Source organism: Pseudarthrobacter cremeus (assembly GCF_051857465.1).
Lineage (GTDB): Bacteria > Actinomycetota > Actinomycetes > Actinomycetales > Micrococcaceae > Arthrobacter.
Map to the genome: position 1 here is coordinate 271,921 of NZ_JBPZHC010000003.1, position 14,743 is coordinate 286,663.

The 14,743-nt window shown below is 67.8% G+C and carries 15 protein-coding genes; all 15 read left to right on the top strand.

The window, feature by feature from the left end:
- Positions 1 to 37: 37 nt before the first annotated feature.
- The 15 genes from ACS5PJ_RS07850 (at position 38) to ACS5PJ_RS07920 (ending at position 14,706) form a co-directional block, all read left to right on the top strand.
- Positions 38 to 913, top strand: coding sequence for an IclR family transcriptional regulator (locus ACS5PJ_RS07850; protein WP_439434351.1), 876 nt, complete (start codon positions 38 to 40; stop codon positions 911 to 913).
- 216 nt (positions 914 to 1,129) lie between these two features.
- Positions 1,130 to 2,011 (top strand): shikimate dehydrogenase, encoded by an 882-nt coding sequence (locus ACS5PJ_RS07855; protein ID WP_439434352.1) that lies wholly within the window; start codon positions 1,130 to 1,132, stop codon positions 2,009 to 2,011.
- Positions 2,011 to 3,960: a bifunctional sugar phosphate isomerase/epimerase/4-hydroxyphenylpyruvate dioxygenase family protein gene (locus ACS5PJ_RS07860; RefSeq protein WP_439434353.1), complete on the top strand. Its 1,950-nt coding sequence runs from the start codon at positions 2,011 to 2,013 to the stop codon at positions 3,958 to 3,960. Before ACS5PJ_RS07855 ends, ACS5PJ_RS07860 begins: the two co-directional genes overlap by 1 nt.
- Positions 3,961 to 4,017: 57 nt before the next feature.
- Positions 4,018 to 4,893, top strand: coding sequence for a protocatechuate 3,4-dioxygenase subunit beta (gene pcaH / locus ACS5PJ_RS07865; RefSeq protein ID WP_439434354.1), 876 nt, complete (start codon positions 4,018 to 4,020; stop codon positions 4,891 to 4,893).
- A gap of 15 nt (positions 4,894 to 4,908) precedes the next feature.
- Complete coding sequence (gene pcaG, locus ACS5PJ_RS07870; RefSeq protein ID WP_439434355.1) at positions 4,909 to 5,472, top strand: protocatechuate 3,4-dioxygenase subunit alpha; 564 nt, start codon at positions 4,909 to 4,911, stop codon at positions 5,470 to 5,472.
- Positions 5,469 to 6,980, top strand: coding sequence for a lyase family protein (locus ACS5PJ_RS07875; protein WP_439434356.1), 1,512 nt, complete (start codon positions 5,469 to 5,471; stop codon positions 6,978 to 6,980). The genes pcaG and ACS5PJ_RS07875 overlap by 4 nt, the downstream gene beginning before the upstream one ends.
- Positions 6,973 to 7,791 (top strand): alpha/beta fold hydrolase, encoded by an 819-nt coding sequence (locus ACS5PJ_RS07880; RefSeq protein WP_439434357.1) that lies wholly within the window; start codon positions 6,973 to 6,975, stop codon positions 7,789 to 7,791. The genes ACS5PJ_RS07875 and ACS5PJ_RS07880 overlap by 8 nt, the downstream gene beginning before the upstream one ends.
- A complete protein-coding gene (gene pcaC / locus ACS5PJ_RS07885) occupies positions 7,788 to 8,267 on the top strand; it encodes a 4-carboxymuconolactone decarboxylase (protein ID WP_439434358.1) in 480 nt (159 codons plus the stop codon). Before ACS5PJ_RS07880 ends, pcaC begins: the two co-directional genes overlap by 4 nt.
- A gap of 2 nt (positions 8,268 to 8,269) precedes the next feature.
- A complete protein-coding gene (locus ACS5PJ_RS07890) occupies positions 8,270 to 9,466 on the top strand; it encodes a thiolase family protein (RefSeq protein WP_439434359.1) in 1,197 nt (398 codons plus the stop codon).
- Between the two features lie 4 nt (positions 9,467 to 9,470).
- A complete protein-coding gene (locus ACS5PJ_RS07895) occupies positions 9,471 to 10,130 on the top strand; it encodes a 3-oxoacid CoA-transferase subunit A (RefSeq protein WP_439434360.1) in 660 nt (219 codons plus the stop codon).
- Position 10,131: 1 nt separating this feature from the next.
- Positions 10,132 to 10,812, top strand: a complete 681-nt coding sequence (locus ACS5PJ_RS07900) for a 3-oxoacid CoA-transferase subunit B (RefSeq protein ID WP_439434361.1) — start codon at positions 10,132 to 10,134, stop codon at positions 10,810 to 10,812.
- A 40-nt stretch (positions 10,813 to 10,852) separates the two neighbouring features.
- A complete protein-coding gene (locus tag ACS5PJ_RS07905) occupies positions 10,853 to 11,665 on the top strand; it encodes an IclR family transcriptional regulator domain-containing protein (RefSeq protein ID WP_439434362.1) in 813 nt (270 codons plus the stop codon).
- Positions 11,666 to 11,765: 100 nt separating this feature from the next.
- Positions 11,766 to 12,995: a Re/Si-specific NAD(P)(+) transhydrogenase subunit alpha gene (locus ACS5PJ_RS07910; RefSeq protein ID WP_439434363.1), complete on the top strand. Its 1,230-nt coding sequence runs from the start codon at positions 11,766 to 11,768 to the stop codon at positions 12,993 to 12,995.
- Positions 12,995 to 13,336: an NAD(P) transhydrogenase subunit alpha part 2 gene (locus ACS5PJ_RS07915; protein WP_439434364.1), complete on the top strand. Its 342-nt coding sequence runs from the start codon at positions 12,995 to 12,997 to the stop codon at positions 13,334 to 13,336. Before ACS5PJ_RS07910 ends, ACS5PJ_RS07915 begins: the two co-directional genes overlap by 1 nt.
- On the top strand, positions 13,333 to 14,706 hold the full coding sequence (locus tag ACS5PJ_RS07920; protein ID WP_439434365.1) for an NAD(P)(+) transhydrogenase (Re/Si-specific) subunit beta: 1,374 nt from the start codon (positions 13,333 to 13,335) through the stop codon (positions 14,704 to 14,706). The genes ACS5PJ_RS07915 and ACS5PJ_RS07920 overlap by 4 nt, the downstream gene beginning before the upstream one ends.
- Positions 14,707 to 14,743 lie beyond the last annotated feature (37 nt).

Consider the following 14,743-nt stretch of genomic DNA (forward strand, 5'->3'; position numbering starts at 1 on the left):
TCTAGAAATTACTTCCACGATGTGGCAACATCGAAGCATGAGTGTGAACCAAACCACAGCGGCCGATGACGTCACTGCTGACATGAATGAAGCTTCCGCCGAGCCCGGGGCAAAGATCAAGACCGCCGGGGTAAAGGCCGGGATGAACGCTGCGAAGGCCGACCGTACTGACATGGTGGGCAAGGCGCTGGGGCTCCTGGTTCTCCTCGGGGATGAGCCCCGCGGAGCCAGCGCAGCGGAGATCTCGCGCCGCGCCGAGCTTCCCTTCAGCACCACCTACCGCCTGCTGGGGTCCCTGACGCGGGACGGATTTGTGGACTACGAACCGGACGGCCGCCGCTACCACCTGGGCCTCCGGATCTTCCAGTTGGGCCAGCGGGTGTCCAACCATCACGGGTTCGCTGGAACCGCGATGCCGGTCCTGCGGCGCGTCACCGAGCAGACGGGCGAGGCCACCATCCTCAGCGTCCGCGACGGCCACCACCACCTCACCGTCAACAAAGTGGACGGCCCACAGACCTTCCGGGTCACCAGCGATCCTGGACACCTGGGTGCCTTGCATGCCACTGCGGTGGGCAAGGCCCTGGTGGCCTTCGCCGAAGACGCGGAGCGCGAAAGCCTGATCGAAGAGCTGGAACTTGATCCCCTGACCGAGCACACCATCACTGACCGCGCAGCCTTCCGGGCGGAAATGGAAAAGGTGCGCCGCCAGGGCTACGCCGTCATGGATGAGGAAAACGAGAACGGGATGCGCGCCGTGGCCGTGCCGCTGCTCAATTCCCAGGGGCACGCCTTCGCCTCCCTGGCTACCGCCGTGCCGGTCTTCCGGCTCAGCATGGAGGCGCTGCTTGCGCACGTCCCCTTGCTGCAGGAGGCTGCCGCCGAGCTGGCGGCCCGCCTCCCGCAGCGGTGAGCTCCGAGCTGCCGCGGCGCTGGCAGGGCTGCCAAAGCAGCCGATGCCTGGCGTAACCGGCGCTCCCCACCGGGTGGCGCCGTCGTACTCTGTTCGTATGTCGAACAAGAGTGCGAGAAGTGAACAAGTGTTGTACTGTAATCCCTATCACCCGGCCCGCCGCGTCCGCCCAGTGCGCCGCCGCCCGCCAGGTGCCGTATCAAAGGAGCTGCCCGGATGAGCAATCGAACTGAGTCCTACCTCGTGGGACTGGTCGGCGATGGCGTGATGCCGTCACTCACCCCGCCCATGCACGAACGCGAAGGTGATGTGCAGGGCCTGCGCTATCTCTACCGCCCCATCGACCTGCTGGAGCTCGGCCTTCCGGGGGAAGCCGTGGGCGACCTGCTCAAAAGCGCCCGCAGCCTCGGCTTCAACGGCCTGAACATCACCCACCCCTGCAAGCAGCTGGTCCTGGCGCACCTGGATGAAATTTCCCCGGACGCCCTCAAGCTGGGCGCCGTGAACACCGTGGTGATCGAGGACGGCCGGTTCGTCGGCCACAACACCGACTTTTCCGGTTTCGCTTCCGCCCTGGCCTCCGGGCTCCCCGGCGCGAAGCTTAAACGTGTGGTCCAGCTCGGCGCCGGCGGTGCCGGTTCCGCCGTCGCCTACGCCCTGCTGACCGCCGGGGTGCTGGAACTGGATCTGGTGGACGTCGACCCCGCCCGTGCCGCGGCGCGCGCTGGCGAACTGGCCGGCTTCTTCCCGGGCAGCACCGTCACGGCGCGTACGACGGCGGAGCTGCCGCAGCTGATGCCGCTGGCTGACGGTCTGGTGCACTGCACGCCGGTAGGCATGGCCGCCCACCCCGGCACCCCGTTGGATCTTGACCTGCTCGAACCCAGGCACTGGGTTGCCGACATCGTCTACCGCCCCATCGAGACCGAACTGGTGCTCGGTGCCCGCGCCAAGGGCTGCGATGTCCTGGACGGCGGCCGGATGGCCGTAGGGCAGGCTGCCGATGCTTTCCGGATCTTCACCGGGCTGACGGCTGACGCGGACCGCATGCGCGGCCACTTCCTGGAGCTTGTGGCCGCCGAAGAGGTGGCCGCCTGATGCGCACCGGAATCGCCACGGTCTGCCTCTCCGGCACGCTGAAAGAGAAGATGCAGGCCTGCGCCATCGCGGGCTTCGACGGCATCGAAATCTTCGAGCAGGACCTTGTCACCTCGCCGCTCGCTCCGGAGGACGTCCGGAAGATGGCCGCAGACCTTGGCCTGACCCTGGACCTCTACCAGCCCTTCCGCGATTTCGACAGCGTGGAAGAGGACCTCCTCGCCGCCAACCTCCGCCGGGCCGAAGCCAAATTCAAGCTCATGGCCCGGCTCGGCATGGACACCATCCTGGTCTGCTCCAATGTGGCCACCGCCAGCATCGACAACGACGACCTCCGCGCCGAACAGCTGGGCCGCCTGGCAACCCTCGCGGGGGACCACGGCGTCAAGGTTGCCTACGAGGCACTGGCCTGGGGCAAGTACGTCAGCGACTACGAGCATGCCCACAGGCTGGTGGAAGCAGTGGACCACCCCAACCTGGGCACCTGCCTGGATTCGTTCCACATCCTTTCCCGCAACTGGGACACCGCCCCCATCGAAGCCTTCAACCCGGAGAAGGTCTTCTTCGTCCAGGTTGCCGACGCGCCTAAACTTTCCATGGATGTGTTGTCCTGGAGCCGGCACTACCGCGTGTTCCCGGGGGAGGGCCAGTTTGAGCTGGCCAAGTTCATGGGACACGTGGTCCGGGCAGGTTACAGCGGACCGGTGTCCCTGGAGATTTTCAATGACGTGTTCCGCCAGTCGGATGTGGAGCGCACGGCCGTTGACGCCATGCGCTCGCTGATCTGGCTCGAGGAACAGAGTGCCAAGTGGCTGGACGCGAACGCCCCCGTGCTGGCTGCCGCGGGTGCCGCCGGTAATGGTGCCGCAGCTCCCAAGGGCCAGGGCCGCCGTCGCTACCCTATGGAACTGGCCACGCTCCCGCAGGTTGCCGAGCCGGCGGGGTACAACTTCGCCGAGGTCCGGGCCGCTGACTCCAAAGTCCTCGAAACGGTCCTGGGCCAGCTGGGCTTCGAGTTCAACGGCCGGCACCGCACCAAGGACGTGCAGCTCTGGACCATGGGGCATGCCCGGGTGATCATCAACGAGCAGGCTGCGACGCATGCCGAACCGGCCATCGCTGCTTTGGGCTTCGACGTCGAGTCTCCCGTCATTGCCGCAGCCCGCGCCGAGCAGCTGAAGGCGCCGGCGGTCCCGCGGAAGAGCCAGGCCAACGAGGAAATCTTCCAGGGCTTCGCAGCCCCTGACTCCACGGAGATCTTCCTGTGCCAGGGCAGCCGCGACGGCACAGCGGCCTGGACGCGCGAGTTCGGCGAAGGCCTGGAAGTGCCGGCAGCCGGTGCCACCGCCGTGATTGACCACGTCAACCTGGCCCAGCCCTGGCAGCACTTCGACGAAGCCGTCCTGTTCTACACCAGCGCACTGGCCCTGGAGCCCCAGCCGTTCGCCGAGGTGCCCAGCCCCACCGGGCTGGTCCGCTCCCAGGTCATGCTCACGGCGGACCGCTCGGTGCGGCTGGTGCTGAACCTCGCGCCGCTGATGCAGCAGGACGGCGCCTCCGGACCGGGTTCAGCCACCGGTACCGGTACGCGCAGGACGTACCAGGAACACATCGCCTTCGCCGTGGATGACCTGGTGGCCACCGCCCGGGACTGCAAAGCCCGCGGCCTGGAGTTCCTGCAGATTCCGGCCAACTACTACGAGGACCTGGACGCCCGCTTCGGTCTGGCCCCGGACTTCCTGGCCACCTTGCAGGAGCTGGACCTCCTCTACGACCGCGACGCCGACGGCGAGTTCCTGCACTTCTACACCGCCACGGTGGGCAGCGTGTTCTTCGAGATGGTGGAACGCCGCGGGGCCTACGACGGCTACGGCGCCCCGAACGCGCCCGTCCGGCACGCGGTGCAGTACGACCACCTGCAGCAACGCAGCCCCCACCTCTTACCCTGACCCAACCCACCCAAGAGCAGTACCGCACATAGAACAGAAACCAGAAAGGAGCCAGCCGTGTTGCAAGAAACCAATGCCGAGCTTGAGACGGACGAGCTTGTACCCCCTGCTGAACCGAAGGCGGGGCACGCCCCCCTGGACGCAGCTGTCGAGACCCAGCAGGATCTCAGCGCCGAGATCAAGTCCATCGGGGAGGCTTACGCCCAGGCACTGAAGGGCGGCGCCCCGGCGGAAATCCAGCCGCGGCTGGACTACCCGCCGTACCGCAGCAGCATCCTGCGGCACCCCACCAAGGACCTGCACCACGCTGACCCGGAGACCATCGAGCTGTACTCGCCGGCGTTCGGCCACCAGGACGTGCACGCCCTGGAATCGGACCTGACCATCCAGCACAACGGCGAGCCGCAGGGCGAGCGGATCATTGTCACCGGGCGTGTGCTCGACGGCGACGGCCGGCCGGTGGCGGGCCAGCTGGTGGAGATCTGGCAGGCCAACGCCGCCGGCCGTTACATCCACAAGCGCGATCAGCACCCTGCCCCGCTGGATCCCAACTTCACCGGCGTCGGCCGCTGCATTACCGGCCCGGACGGCTCCTACCGGTTCACCACCATCAAGCCCGGCGCCTACCCCTGGAAGAACCACCTGAACGCCTGGCGCCCGGCGCACATCCACTTCTCGCTGTTCGGGACCGAGTTCACCCAGCGCATCATCACCCAGATGTACTTCCCCGGTGACCAGCTCTTCCCGCTGGACCCGATCTACCAGACCATCGTGGACCAGGATGCCCGGGACCGCCTCGTGGCCGACTACGACCACAACATCACCCAGCCCGAGTGGGCCCTGGGCTACAACTGGGACATCGTCCTGACCGGTCCCAAGCGGACCTGGACCGAAAATGAGGCCCTCGGTACTGCAGGCGACCAGAGCGAATAGGCAGAGGACAGTCACATGAGCAACCAGACCAAACTCACCCCCACGCCCGGCCAGACCGTTGGCCCCTTCTTCGGCTACGCCCTGCCGTACGCAAAGGACCGTGAACTGCTGGCCCCGGGATCACCGGGCTCCATCCGCCTGCAGGGCACCGTGTACGACGGCTCCGGCGCCACCGTCCCGGACGCCATCCTGGAAATCTGGCAGGCCGATTCCGAGGGCAAAGTGGTGGACCGGACCGGCTCGCTGGTCCGCGACGGCTACACCTTCACCGGATTCGGCCGGAGCTCCGTCGGCAATACCGGCGTTTTCACCTTCACCACGGTCAACCCCGGCCCCACTGAGGAGGGCGCGGCACCGTTCATCGCCGTCGCCATTTTCGCCCGCGGCCTGACCAACCGCCTGTTCACCCGGATCTACCTTCCGGAAAATGAGGAGGCACTGGCCAAGGACCCGCTGCTGTCCTCACTGGATCCGGAGCGCCGCAAGACGCTGATCGCACGCCGCGACGCCGACGGCGGGCTCACCTGGGACGTCCGGCTGCAGGGTGAGGGCGAAACAGTCTTCCTGGACTTCCAGTGACGGCTGCCGCCCTGGGCAGTTACGGAGGCGCCGCTGACGGCGACGCCGGCCTGCTCAGTCCCGTGTCGGCGTCGCCTTTGGTGCGGGCGCTGACGGGGGACCGCGCGGTGCTGGCGGCAATCCTCGCCGTCGAGTCCGGCTGGGCCGCGGTGCTCGAAGCGGCGGACCTGGCACCTGCCGGTTCCGCCGCCGTCGTGGCCTCCGCCGCCGAGGCGGGCCGCTACGACGTGGCGGACATCGCGCTCCGTGCCCAGGGCGGCGGCAATCCCGTGATCCCGCTCCTCGCCGATCTGCGGAAGCAGGTTTCGGCGCTTGATAGCGCGGGCATCGGGGCCGGGAAGGCGGTCCACACCTCCCTGACCAGCCAGGACGTGCTGGACACTGCCCTGATGCTGCTCGCCCGGAACACCGTTGACGCTCTGCTCGCGGACCTGAAATGCACGACGACGGCGCTCGCCGCCTTGGCGGAGAAGCATGCGGACACGCTGGGCGTGGGCCGCAGCCTGACCCAGCATTCCCTGCCCTTTACCTTCGGGCTCCGGGCCGCACAGTGGTTCCACGGTGTGGCCGCGGCGGGACGGCAGCTGGAACGCACTGAATTTCCGGTGCAGTTTGGTGGCGCGGCCGGTACCCTGGCCGCCGGAACCGTGCTGACTACGGGAGCTGCCAAGAACCCCTTTGACCTCGCGGACGAACTCGCCGTGCAGTTGGGGCTGGCCGCAGCGCCGGCACCGTGGCACACCAACCGGCTGGCCGTCACGTCCCTGGGCAATGCGTTGGCCACGGTGCTCGACGCCGCCGGCAAGATCGCGGCAGACGTCCTGTTCCTGAGCCGGGCCGAGGTTGCCGAGCTCGCCGAACCACGGGCAGCCGGACGCGGTGTGTCCTCGGCCATGCCGCAGAAACAGAACCCGGTCCTCTCCGTCCTGATACGCAGTGCCGCCCTGCAGGCCCCCCAGCTCGTGGCCCAGCTGCACCTGGCTGCGGCCAACTTCAACGACGAACGCCCGGACGGTGCCTGGCACACGGAATGGCCTGCCCTCCGCCAGCTCCTGCAGCTGGCCCTGGGGGCAGCCGGCCATCTCAGGGAGCTCGTCGAAGGCCTGCAGGTTTTTCCGGATGCCATGCGCCGCAACCTGGACCTCGCCGGTCCGCTGCTGCTGGCCGAAGGGGTGAGCGCCGCCGTGGCTCCGTTGCTGGAGGCCAAGGACGGCCGCACCGGCAAGGAGCAGCTGCAGGCCGTGGTGGACCAGACCCTGCGGGCCCCGGCCGCCGAGCAGGCCGCCACCTACCGCCGGCTGCTCCGCGGTGCCGTTCCGGCGGACCGGCTGTCCGACGAACAGCTGGCCGAACTGCTGGACCCCGCCAATTACCTGGGCCAGGCGGCCGAAATCACCCGGCGTGTCCTCGCTGCCTATCCGGACTTTGCCAGCCCGGCAAAACCCATTTCAGACCCCGGGTCCTCTCTGGACCCCAACCCCAACGCGAACGGAGCCAAGCGTGGCTAATCCGACCCTGAAGGCAGTCCTGCTTTCGCCCCAGCGCCCCTTGGGCGAACGTCCCCTCCTGGTGGTGGGGCCCTCGCTGGGTACGTCCTCGATCCTGTGGACCGCAGCGGCGTCCCTGCTGGGCAACGACTACGACGTGGTGGCCTGGGACCTTCCCGGCCACGGTGTTTCGCCGGCCGCTACCGAACCGTTCGACGTGGCCGCGCTGGCGGACTCCGTGGTGGACCTGGTGGACTCGATCGCCCCCGGTGTGGCCTTCCACTACGCCGGGGTTTCGCTCGGCGGAGCCACCGGCCTGCAGCTGGGCATCAAGCACGGCGAACGGCTCAAGAGCCTCTCGGTGCAATGCTCCGGTGCGAAGATCGGCACCCCCGAAGGCTGGCTGGAACGGGCCGAGACCGTCCGGAAGCTGGGGACGCCGGTGGTGCTCCAGGGCTCGGCTGAACGCTGGTTTGCGCCCGGCTTCATGGACCGGGATCCGGAGCTGAGCAGCCGCCTTCTGCACTCACTGCGCGACGCCGACCGCTTCAGCTACGCCTTCTGCTGTGAAGCGCTGGCAGCCTTTGATGTCCGCGCCGAACTCGGCAGCATCACCGTCCCCACGCAGGCGGTGGCAGGCGCGGCGGACACTGTTGTGCCGCCGTCGTTCGCGGAGGAAATCGTTGCCGGCATCACGGCCGGCGGCGGCACCGCGAACGCTGTGACGCTTGAGGGAGTGGCGCACCTGGCCCCCGCCGAGGCGCCGGCCCATGTGGCTGAACTGCTGCGGAACCTGATCTCCTGGAGCGAATCCCGCGGAGCAGGCAAATGACCGGTCCGGAATCCTCACACGCGGAAGCCTCAGGCGCGGAGCGCCACGGCGTGGTGCAGCCCGCTGCGACGAGCAAGGAAATTTACGACGGCGGCATGGTGGTCCGCCGCGAAGTGCTGGGTGACGCGCACGTGGACCGGGCAACCGCCAACATGGACGCCTTCACCGAGGACTTCCAGGACATGATCACGCGGATCGCGTGGGGCGGCATCTGGACCCGTCCCGGCCTCACCCGCCAGATGCGCTCGGCGGTGACCATCACCGCGATGGTGGCGCACGGGCACTGGGAAGAGCTGGCCATGCACATCCGTGCGGCCCTCACCAATGGCCTGAGCCGGGACGAGATCAAGGAAATCCTGCTCCAGACCGCCATTTACTGCGGCGTTCCGTCGGCGAATACGGCATTTAAGACAGCGCAGCAGGTATTCCATGAAATGGACAACGCCGTCATCGATACAGAAAGAAACGGGCAGTAAAAATGAATCAGGCTTTTGTGTACGACGCGGTGCGCACCCCGTTCGGTAAGTTCGGTTCGGGTTTGGCGGGGGTCCGTCCGGATGACCTCGCGGCGCATGTGATCAAGGAATCGGTGAAGCGCGCGCCCGCTTTGGATCCGGAGCGGATCGATGAGGTGGTGTTCGGCAACGCGAACGGTGCCGGTGAGGAGAACCGGAACATCGCCCGGATGGGCACGCTGCTGGCGGGCCTTCCGGTGTCGATTCCGGGCACGTCTGTGAACCGGTTGTGCGGTTCTTCTTTGGATGCGGCGATCATCGCATCGCGGCAGATCAACGCCGGTGATGCTGAGCTGATGCTGGTGGGCGGTGCGGAGTCGATGTCCCGTGCCCCGTGGGTGCTGCCGAAGACGGAGAAGCCCTACCCGGCCGGGGACCTGACACTGGCCTCCACCACGCTGGGCTGGCGGCTGGTGAACAAGGCCATGCCCTCTGAGTGGACCATCTCCCTGGGCGAGGCCACCGAACGGTTGCGGGAGAAGTACGGGGTGACCCGGGAGCAGCAGGACGAATTCGCCGCCAAGTCGCACAACCTCTCGGCCGCGGCGTGGGATGAGGGGTTCTACGACAACCTGGTCACCCCGGTCCCGGGCACTGACCTGGTCCGGGACGAAGGCATCCGTGGCGGGTCCTCCGCCGAGAAGCTGGCCGGGTTGAAGACCGTGTTCCGGACGGAGAACGGCACCGTGACCGCCGGAAACGCCTCCCCGCTCTCCGACGGCGCCTCGGCGGCGTGGATCGGCTCCGAGAACGCCGCCGGGATCCTGGGCCTGGAACCGCTGGCCCGGATCGCGGGCCGTGGCGCGCACGCCAATGACCCGCAGTTCTTCGGCTACGCCCCGGTGGAGGCGGCGAACAAGGCCCTCGCGAAGGCGGGCATCGGCTGGGACCAGGTGGGCGCCGTCGAACTTAACGAGGCGTTCGCCGCGCAGTCCCTGGCGTGCATCAACGCCTGGGGCATCGACCCGGGAATCGTGAACCGGCACGGCGGCGCGATCGCGATGGGCCACCCGCTGGGCGCGTCCGGCACCCGGATCCTGGGCACCCTCGCCCGGTCCCTGCAGGCCTCCGGCCAGCGCTGGGGTGTCGCCGCGATCTGCATCGGCGTCGGCCAGGGCCTCGCCGTCGTGCTTGAAAACGTAACCGCAGGAAAGGCGTAAGCGCATGTTGAACTTCGTAGACACCGTCAACGAGGCCGTCGCCGGCATCAAGGACGGCTCCACCGTGATGATCGGCGGGTTCGGCAACGCCGGGCAGCCGTTCGAACTGATTGACGCCCTGATGGACTGCGGTGCCAAGGACCTGACCGTGGTGAACAACAACGCCGGCCAGGGCGATCAGGGCCTCGCGCTGCTGATCAAGGAAGGCCGGGTGAAGAAGATGATCTGTTCCTTCCCGCGGCAGTCCGACTCCTGGCATTTCGACGCCAAGTACAAGGCCGGCGAAATCGAACTGGAGTTGGTGCCGCAGGGCAACCTGGCCGAGCGGATCCGTGCCGCGGGTGCCGGCATCGGCGGGTTCTTCACCCCCACCGGCTACGGCACCATGCTGGCCGAGGGCAAGGAAACCCGGATCATCGATGGCCGCGGCCAGGTCTTCGAGACCCCCATCCACGCCGACGTCGCGCTGATCAAGGCACTCAAGGCCGACGGCGTGGGGAACCTTGTCTACCGCAAGACCGCCCGGAACTTCGGCCCCATCATGGCCGCCGCCGCCAAGCACACGGTGGTCCAGGTCACCGAGATCGTCCCCACCGGAGGCCTGGACCCGGAAAACGTGGTCACCCCCGGAATCTACGTCAACAGCATTGTGAAGGTGGCATGAGATGAGCGCACAAACCAACAGCCAAGCCAGCATCCAGGCCTCCGATAAGCCACTGGGCCGTGACGCCCTCGCCGAACTCGTGGCGCGGGACATCGCGCCCGGCTCGTTCGTGAACCTCGGCATCGGCCAGCCCACCCTGGTCTCCAACTACCTCAAGCCGGAGCAGAACATCACGCTCCACACCGAGAACGGCATGCTCGGCATGGGCCCGGAAGCCAAGGGTGACCAGATCGACGGCGACCTCATCAACGCCGGCAAGATCCCCGTCACCGAACTCCCGGGTGCCTCCTACTTCCACCACGCCGATTCGTTCGCGATCATGCGCGGCGGCCACCTGGACATCTGCGTGCTCGGCGCGTTCCAGGTTTCCGCCACGGGCGACCTCGCCAACTGGCACACCGGTGCCCCGGATGCCATCCCGGCCGTGGGCGGAGCGATGGACCTGGCCACCGGCGCCAAGGACGTGTTCGTGATGATGACACTCCTGACCCGCGAAGGTGCATCCAAGATCGTGGAATCCTGCACCTACCCCCTCACCGGGGTGGGCTGCGTGACCCGCGTGTACACGGACAAGGCGGTGTTTTTGACGGGCCCGGACGGCGTCACCGTCCGCGAGACGTTTGGCTGCACTTTGGAGGATCTCCAGGAACTCGTGCCGGTCCCGCTCAAGGCAGCAACGTAGCAACGGTCCGACGCCCGCCGCGCCACTAGGATTGGTAACCATGACCGACGCACGCCAGGACGTACTGCCCGCACCGCAGGCGAGCGACCAGTACGTGCAGTCGCTGGCGCGCGGGCTGGCCGTGATCCGCGCGTTCGACACCGAACACCCGGTCATGACCCTCACCGAAGTAGCTGCCCGGACAAACCTGACCAGGGCCACGGCGCGGCGTTTCCTGCACACGCTCGTTGAGCTCGGCTACGTACGAACCGACGGCAAAACCTTCGCGCTCACGGCAATGGTTCTGCAGCTCGGGTACGCCTACCTTTCGGGGCTGTCCCTGCCGCAGCTGGCCATGCCGCATTTGGAGGAACTGTCCCTGAAACTGGGGGAGTCCACCTCCGCTGCGGTGCTGGACGGCACCGACATCGCCTACATCGCCCGGGTGACCACGCGCCGGATCATGAACGTCGGCATCACGGTGGGCACTCGCTTCCCGGCGTATGCCACGTCCATGGGCCGGGTCCTGCTCGCAGCCCTCCCGCCGGCCGGCCTCAAGGCCTACCTGGCGGCGACGGAGATCAAACCCCTGACCCCGCGGGGGCTGGGCAGCGTCCCGGAGCTGTTGGCGGTACTCGAAGCCGTCCGGGCGCAGGGCTGGTGCCTCGTGGACCAGGAGCTCGAGCTGGGGCTGATGTCCGTTGCTGCCCCGGTATACGACGGACCCACCAAGGTGGTGGCCGCGGTCAACGTTTCGCTGCAGGCACAGTCGGTCGCCGCCCAGCCGGACCGGGACGACTACCTCGCCTCCGTGGCCGAAGAAATTGTGGCCACAGCCAAGCTGATCTCCGCGGACCTGACCGCCCGGGGCTAGCAACCACTTCCCCCGCGATGCGATTCTGCGCGAACTGCTGCCACTTTGCGCGGGCGGGTCATAGACTCTAGCCAACTACGTCCGTGAGGGGAGTTGGCCGGTGAAACTGGGCATACCGCGGGAAGACCATGGCGGTGAGCTGCGGGTGGCGGCCACACCGGAAACGGTCAGGCAACTGGCAGGACTGGGCCTCGAGGTCATCATCGAGTCCACGGCCGGGGCCGCGGCCGGCTACCCGGACCAGGACTACGTCGACGCCGGTGGCCGGCTGGTCCGGGCCCTTGACCTTCCCGAACTGGACGTCCTGGCCCATGTCCGCCCGCTGGAACCTGCGACGGCGAAGGCCCTGAAGAGGGGAGCCGTCACCGTGGGCCTGGCCTCGCCGTCGTCCGAACTCCCCACCGTTCATGCTCTGGCGGATGCCGGTGTCACGTCCTTCGCCCTGGAACTGGTGCCCCGCATCTCCAGGGCGCAGTCCATGGATGCCCTCAGTTCCCAGGCGCTGGTGGCCGGCTACCGCTGCGTCCTGGAAGCGGCCATCCGGCTGCCACGGTTCTTCCCGCTGTTCATGACCGCCGCCGGAACGGTTCCGCCGGCCCGTGTGCTGGTGCTCGGCGCGGGAGTTGCCGGCCTCCAGGCCATCGGCACCGCGAAACGGCTGGGTGCCCGCGTCTCCGCCAACGACATCCGGCCGGCCTCCGCGGACGAGGTCGCCTCGATGGGAGGCACCTTCATCAAGCTCGACCTCGAAACCGCCGAAGCGTCCGGCGGCTACGCCCGCGAGCTCAGTGCTGATCGCGGCGCCCTCCAGCGTGAGCTGCTCGCCCCGTATGTGGCCCAGTCCGACGTCCTGATCACGACGGCGGCCGTCCCCGGCAGGCGCGCCCCCCTCCTTGTCTCCCGCCAGATGGTGCAGGCCATGCGCCCCGGTTCAGTCGTCGTCGACCTCGCTGCAGAGTCCGGCGGCAACGTCGAAGGCTCCGTTCCCGGCGAGGACATCCTGGTCCCCACCGCCGACGGCCACGGCCACGTCACCCTCGTGGGGCTGAAGGACGCGCCCTCAGCGCTGGCGTCGGACGCGTCCCGCCTCTACGCCAAGAACGTAGCCAACCTGCTGGCCCTGATGATCCGGGACGGCGTTGTTGCACCCGATTTCGACGACGACGTCATAGCGGGTGCCTGCCTCACCCACGACGGCGCAGTACGGCACCTGCCCACGGCGGAAGCACTCGCGGCGCTCATCCCGGCCCCGCCCGACCACGCACCCCATGTAGCCGCGCCCCACGTACCCGACCACGCACCCAGCGTGCCGGAAAGGGGTGAGCGCTGATGGACGGCATGAGCCTGCTGACGGTGACCGTGCTGGCGGTGTTTGTGGGCTTCGAAGTGGTCTCCAAGGTCTCCAGCACCCTGCACACGCCCCTGATGTCCGGGGCGAACGCCATCCACGGCATCATCCTGGTGGGCGCCATCATCGTGGCCGGGCAGGCTTCGGACCCGTGGGTCCTCGCGGTGGCGCTGCTCGCCGTTGTCCTGGCCACGGCAAACCTGGTGGGCGGCTTTGTGGTCACGGACCGGATGCTGCACATGTTCCACGCCCGCAAAGAGACCACTGCCCGCAAAGATCCGGCAGGTTCAAAAGAGCTGCCGGCAAAAGGGGAGGGGAAATGACCCTCCTCGATCCGGTCTGGACATCGCTCCTTTACCTCGCCGCCGCGGTGTTCTTCATCCTGGCGCTGCGCGGTCTGAGCTCGCCGCGCACTGCCAGACGAGGAAACCTGATCGGCGCCTTCGGGGCCCTGCTCGCCGTCGTCACCGTGTTCCTTTCGGCGCGGCTGGACAACATTCCCTGGATCATCGGCGCCATCGCGGTGGGCACCGCCGTCGCCGCACCGGTGGCCCGGCGGGTCAAGATGACGCAGATGCCCCAGCTGGTGGCGCTCTTCAACGGAGTGGGCGGCGGCGCCGCTGCCCTGGTGGCGCTGCTCGAACTCAGCCACACCGGCGACCCCTGGGTGCGGCTCGCCATCGTCTTCACCCTCCTGGTGGGCGCCGTGTCCTTTGCCGGATCGGGGGTCACCTTCGCCAAGCTGCAGGAACTGATGACCACCCGGCCGGTCGTTTTCCCCGGGCTCCCCGTAGTCATGGCGGCGGTGCTGCTCGCGGCAGTGGGCGCCGGCGTCGCCGTGGTTCTCACCGGCTCCCTGCCGCTTGCCGTGCTGCTCATGGTGTTGGGACTCGCGGCCGGGGCACTGCTGGTGCTTCCCGTGGGCGGCGCGGACGTACCCATCGTCATCTCGCTGCTGAACGCGTTCACCGGCCTCGCCGTCGCGGCGTCCGGCGTGGTGCTCGGCAACGTCCTCCTGGTGGTGGCCGGCACCCTGGTGGGAGCCTCCGGTACCATCCTGACCCGTGCGATGGCGGCGGCGATGGGCCGCAGCGTCGCCGGCATCCTGTTTGGCGCCTTCAAGGGAGGTTCGACGGCGGGATCCACTGCCGTGAGCGAACGTCCCGTAAGGTCCTCCAGCGCGGAGGACGTGGCCGTGCTTCTGGGTTATGCACAGCGGGTGATCATCGTGCCCGGCTACGGCCTGGCCGTGGCCCAGGGACAGCACACCGCGGCCGAACTGGCTTTGGCACTGGAAGCCCGCGGCATCGAGGTGGACTTCGCCATCCATCCCGTGGCCGGCCGCATGCCCGGGCACATGAATGTGCTCCTGGCCGAGGCCAACGTGCCGTACGAATCGCTCAAGGAAATGGGCGAGATCAACTCCGAGTTCCGGACCGCGGACGTGGTGCTGGTGGTGGGCGCCAACGATGTGGTGAACCCCGCCGCCAAGACCTCTTCGGGCTCGCCCATCTACGGCATGCCCATCCTCGAAGTGGCCGAGGCCCGCCAAGTGATCTTCCTGAAGCGCTCCATGCGGCCCGGGTTCGCCGGGATCGAGAACGACCTCCTGTACGAGCCGCAGACCTCCCTGCTTTTCGGCGACGCCAAGGACTCCCTGGCCAAGGTGCTGGGCGCGGTTAAGGCCCTTTAGCCAAGTACGCTTTCCTTTAGGCCCACCTCCACGTCAG

Excerpts from the sequence above, each read along its gene's own strand:
- pcaC (WP_439434358.1), top strand. The coding sequence starts at position 7,788 with ATGACCGGTCCGGAATCCTCACACGCGGAAGCCTCAGGCGCGGAGCGC.
- ACS5PJ_RS07900 (WP_439434361.1), top strand. The coding sequence starts at position 10,132 with ATGAGCGCACAAACCAACAGCCAAGCCAGCATCCAGGCCTCCGATAAG.
- ACS5PJ_RS07915 (WP_439434364.1), top strand. The coding sequence starts at position 12,995 with ATGGACGGCATGAGCCTGCTGACGGTGACCGTGCTGGCGGTGTTTGTG.
- ACS5PJ_RS07850 (WP_439434351.1), top strand. The coding sequence starts at position 38 with ATGAGTGTGAACCAAACCACAGCGGCCGATGACGTCACTGCTGACATG.
- ACS5PJ_RS07890 (WP_439434359.1), top strand. The coding sequence starts at position 8,270 with ATGAATCAGGCTTTTGTGTACGACGCGGTGCGCACCCCGTTCGGTAAG.
- ACS5PJ_RS07855 (WP_439434352.1), top strand. The coding sequence starts at position 1,130 with ATGAGCAATCGAACTGAGTCCTACCTCGTGGGACTGGTCGGCGATGGC.
- ACS5PJ_RS07905 (WP_439434362.1), top strand. The coding sequence starts at position 10,853 with ATGACCGACGCACGCCAGGACGTACTGCCCGCACCGCAGGCGAGCGAC.
- ACS5PJ_RS07860 (WP_439434353.1), top strand. The coding sequence starts at position 2,011 with ATGCGCACCGGAATCGCCACGGTCTGCCTCTCCGGCACGCTGAAAGAG.
- pcaG (WP_439434355.1), top strand. The coding sequence starts at position 4,909 with ATGAGCAACCAGACCAAACTCACCCCCACGCCCGGCCAGACCGTTGGC.
- ACS5PJ_RS07920 (WP_439434365.1), top strand. The coding sequence starts at position 13,333 with ATGACCCTCCTCGATCCGGTCTGGACATCGCTCCTTTACCTCGCCGCC.
- ACS5PJ_RS07895 (WP_439434360.1), top strand. The coding sequence starts at position 9,471 with ATGTTGAACTTCGTAGACACCGTCAACGAGGCCGTCGCCGGCATCAAG.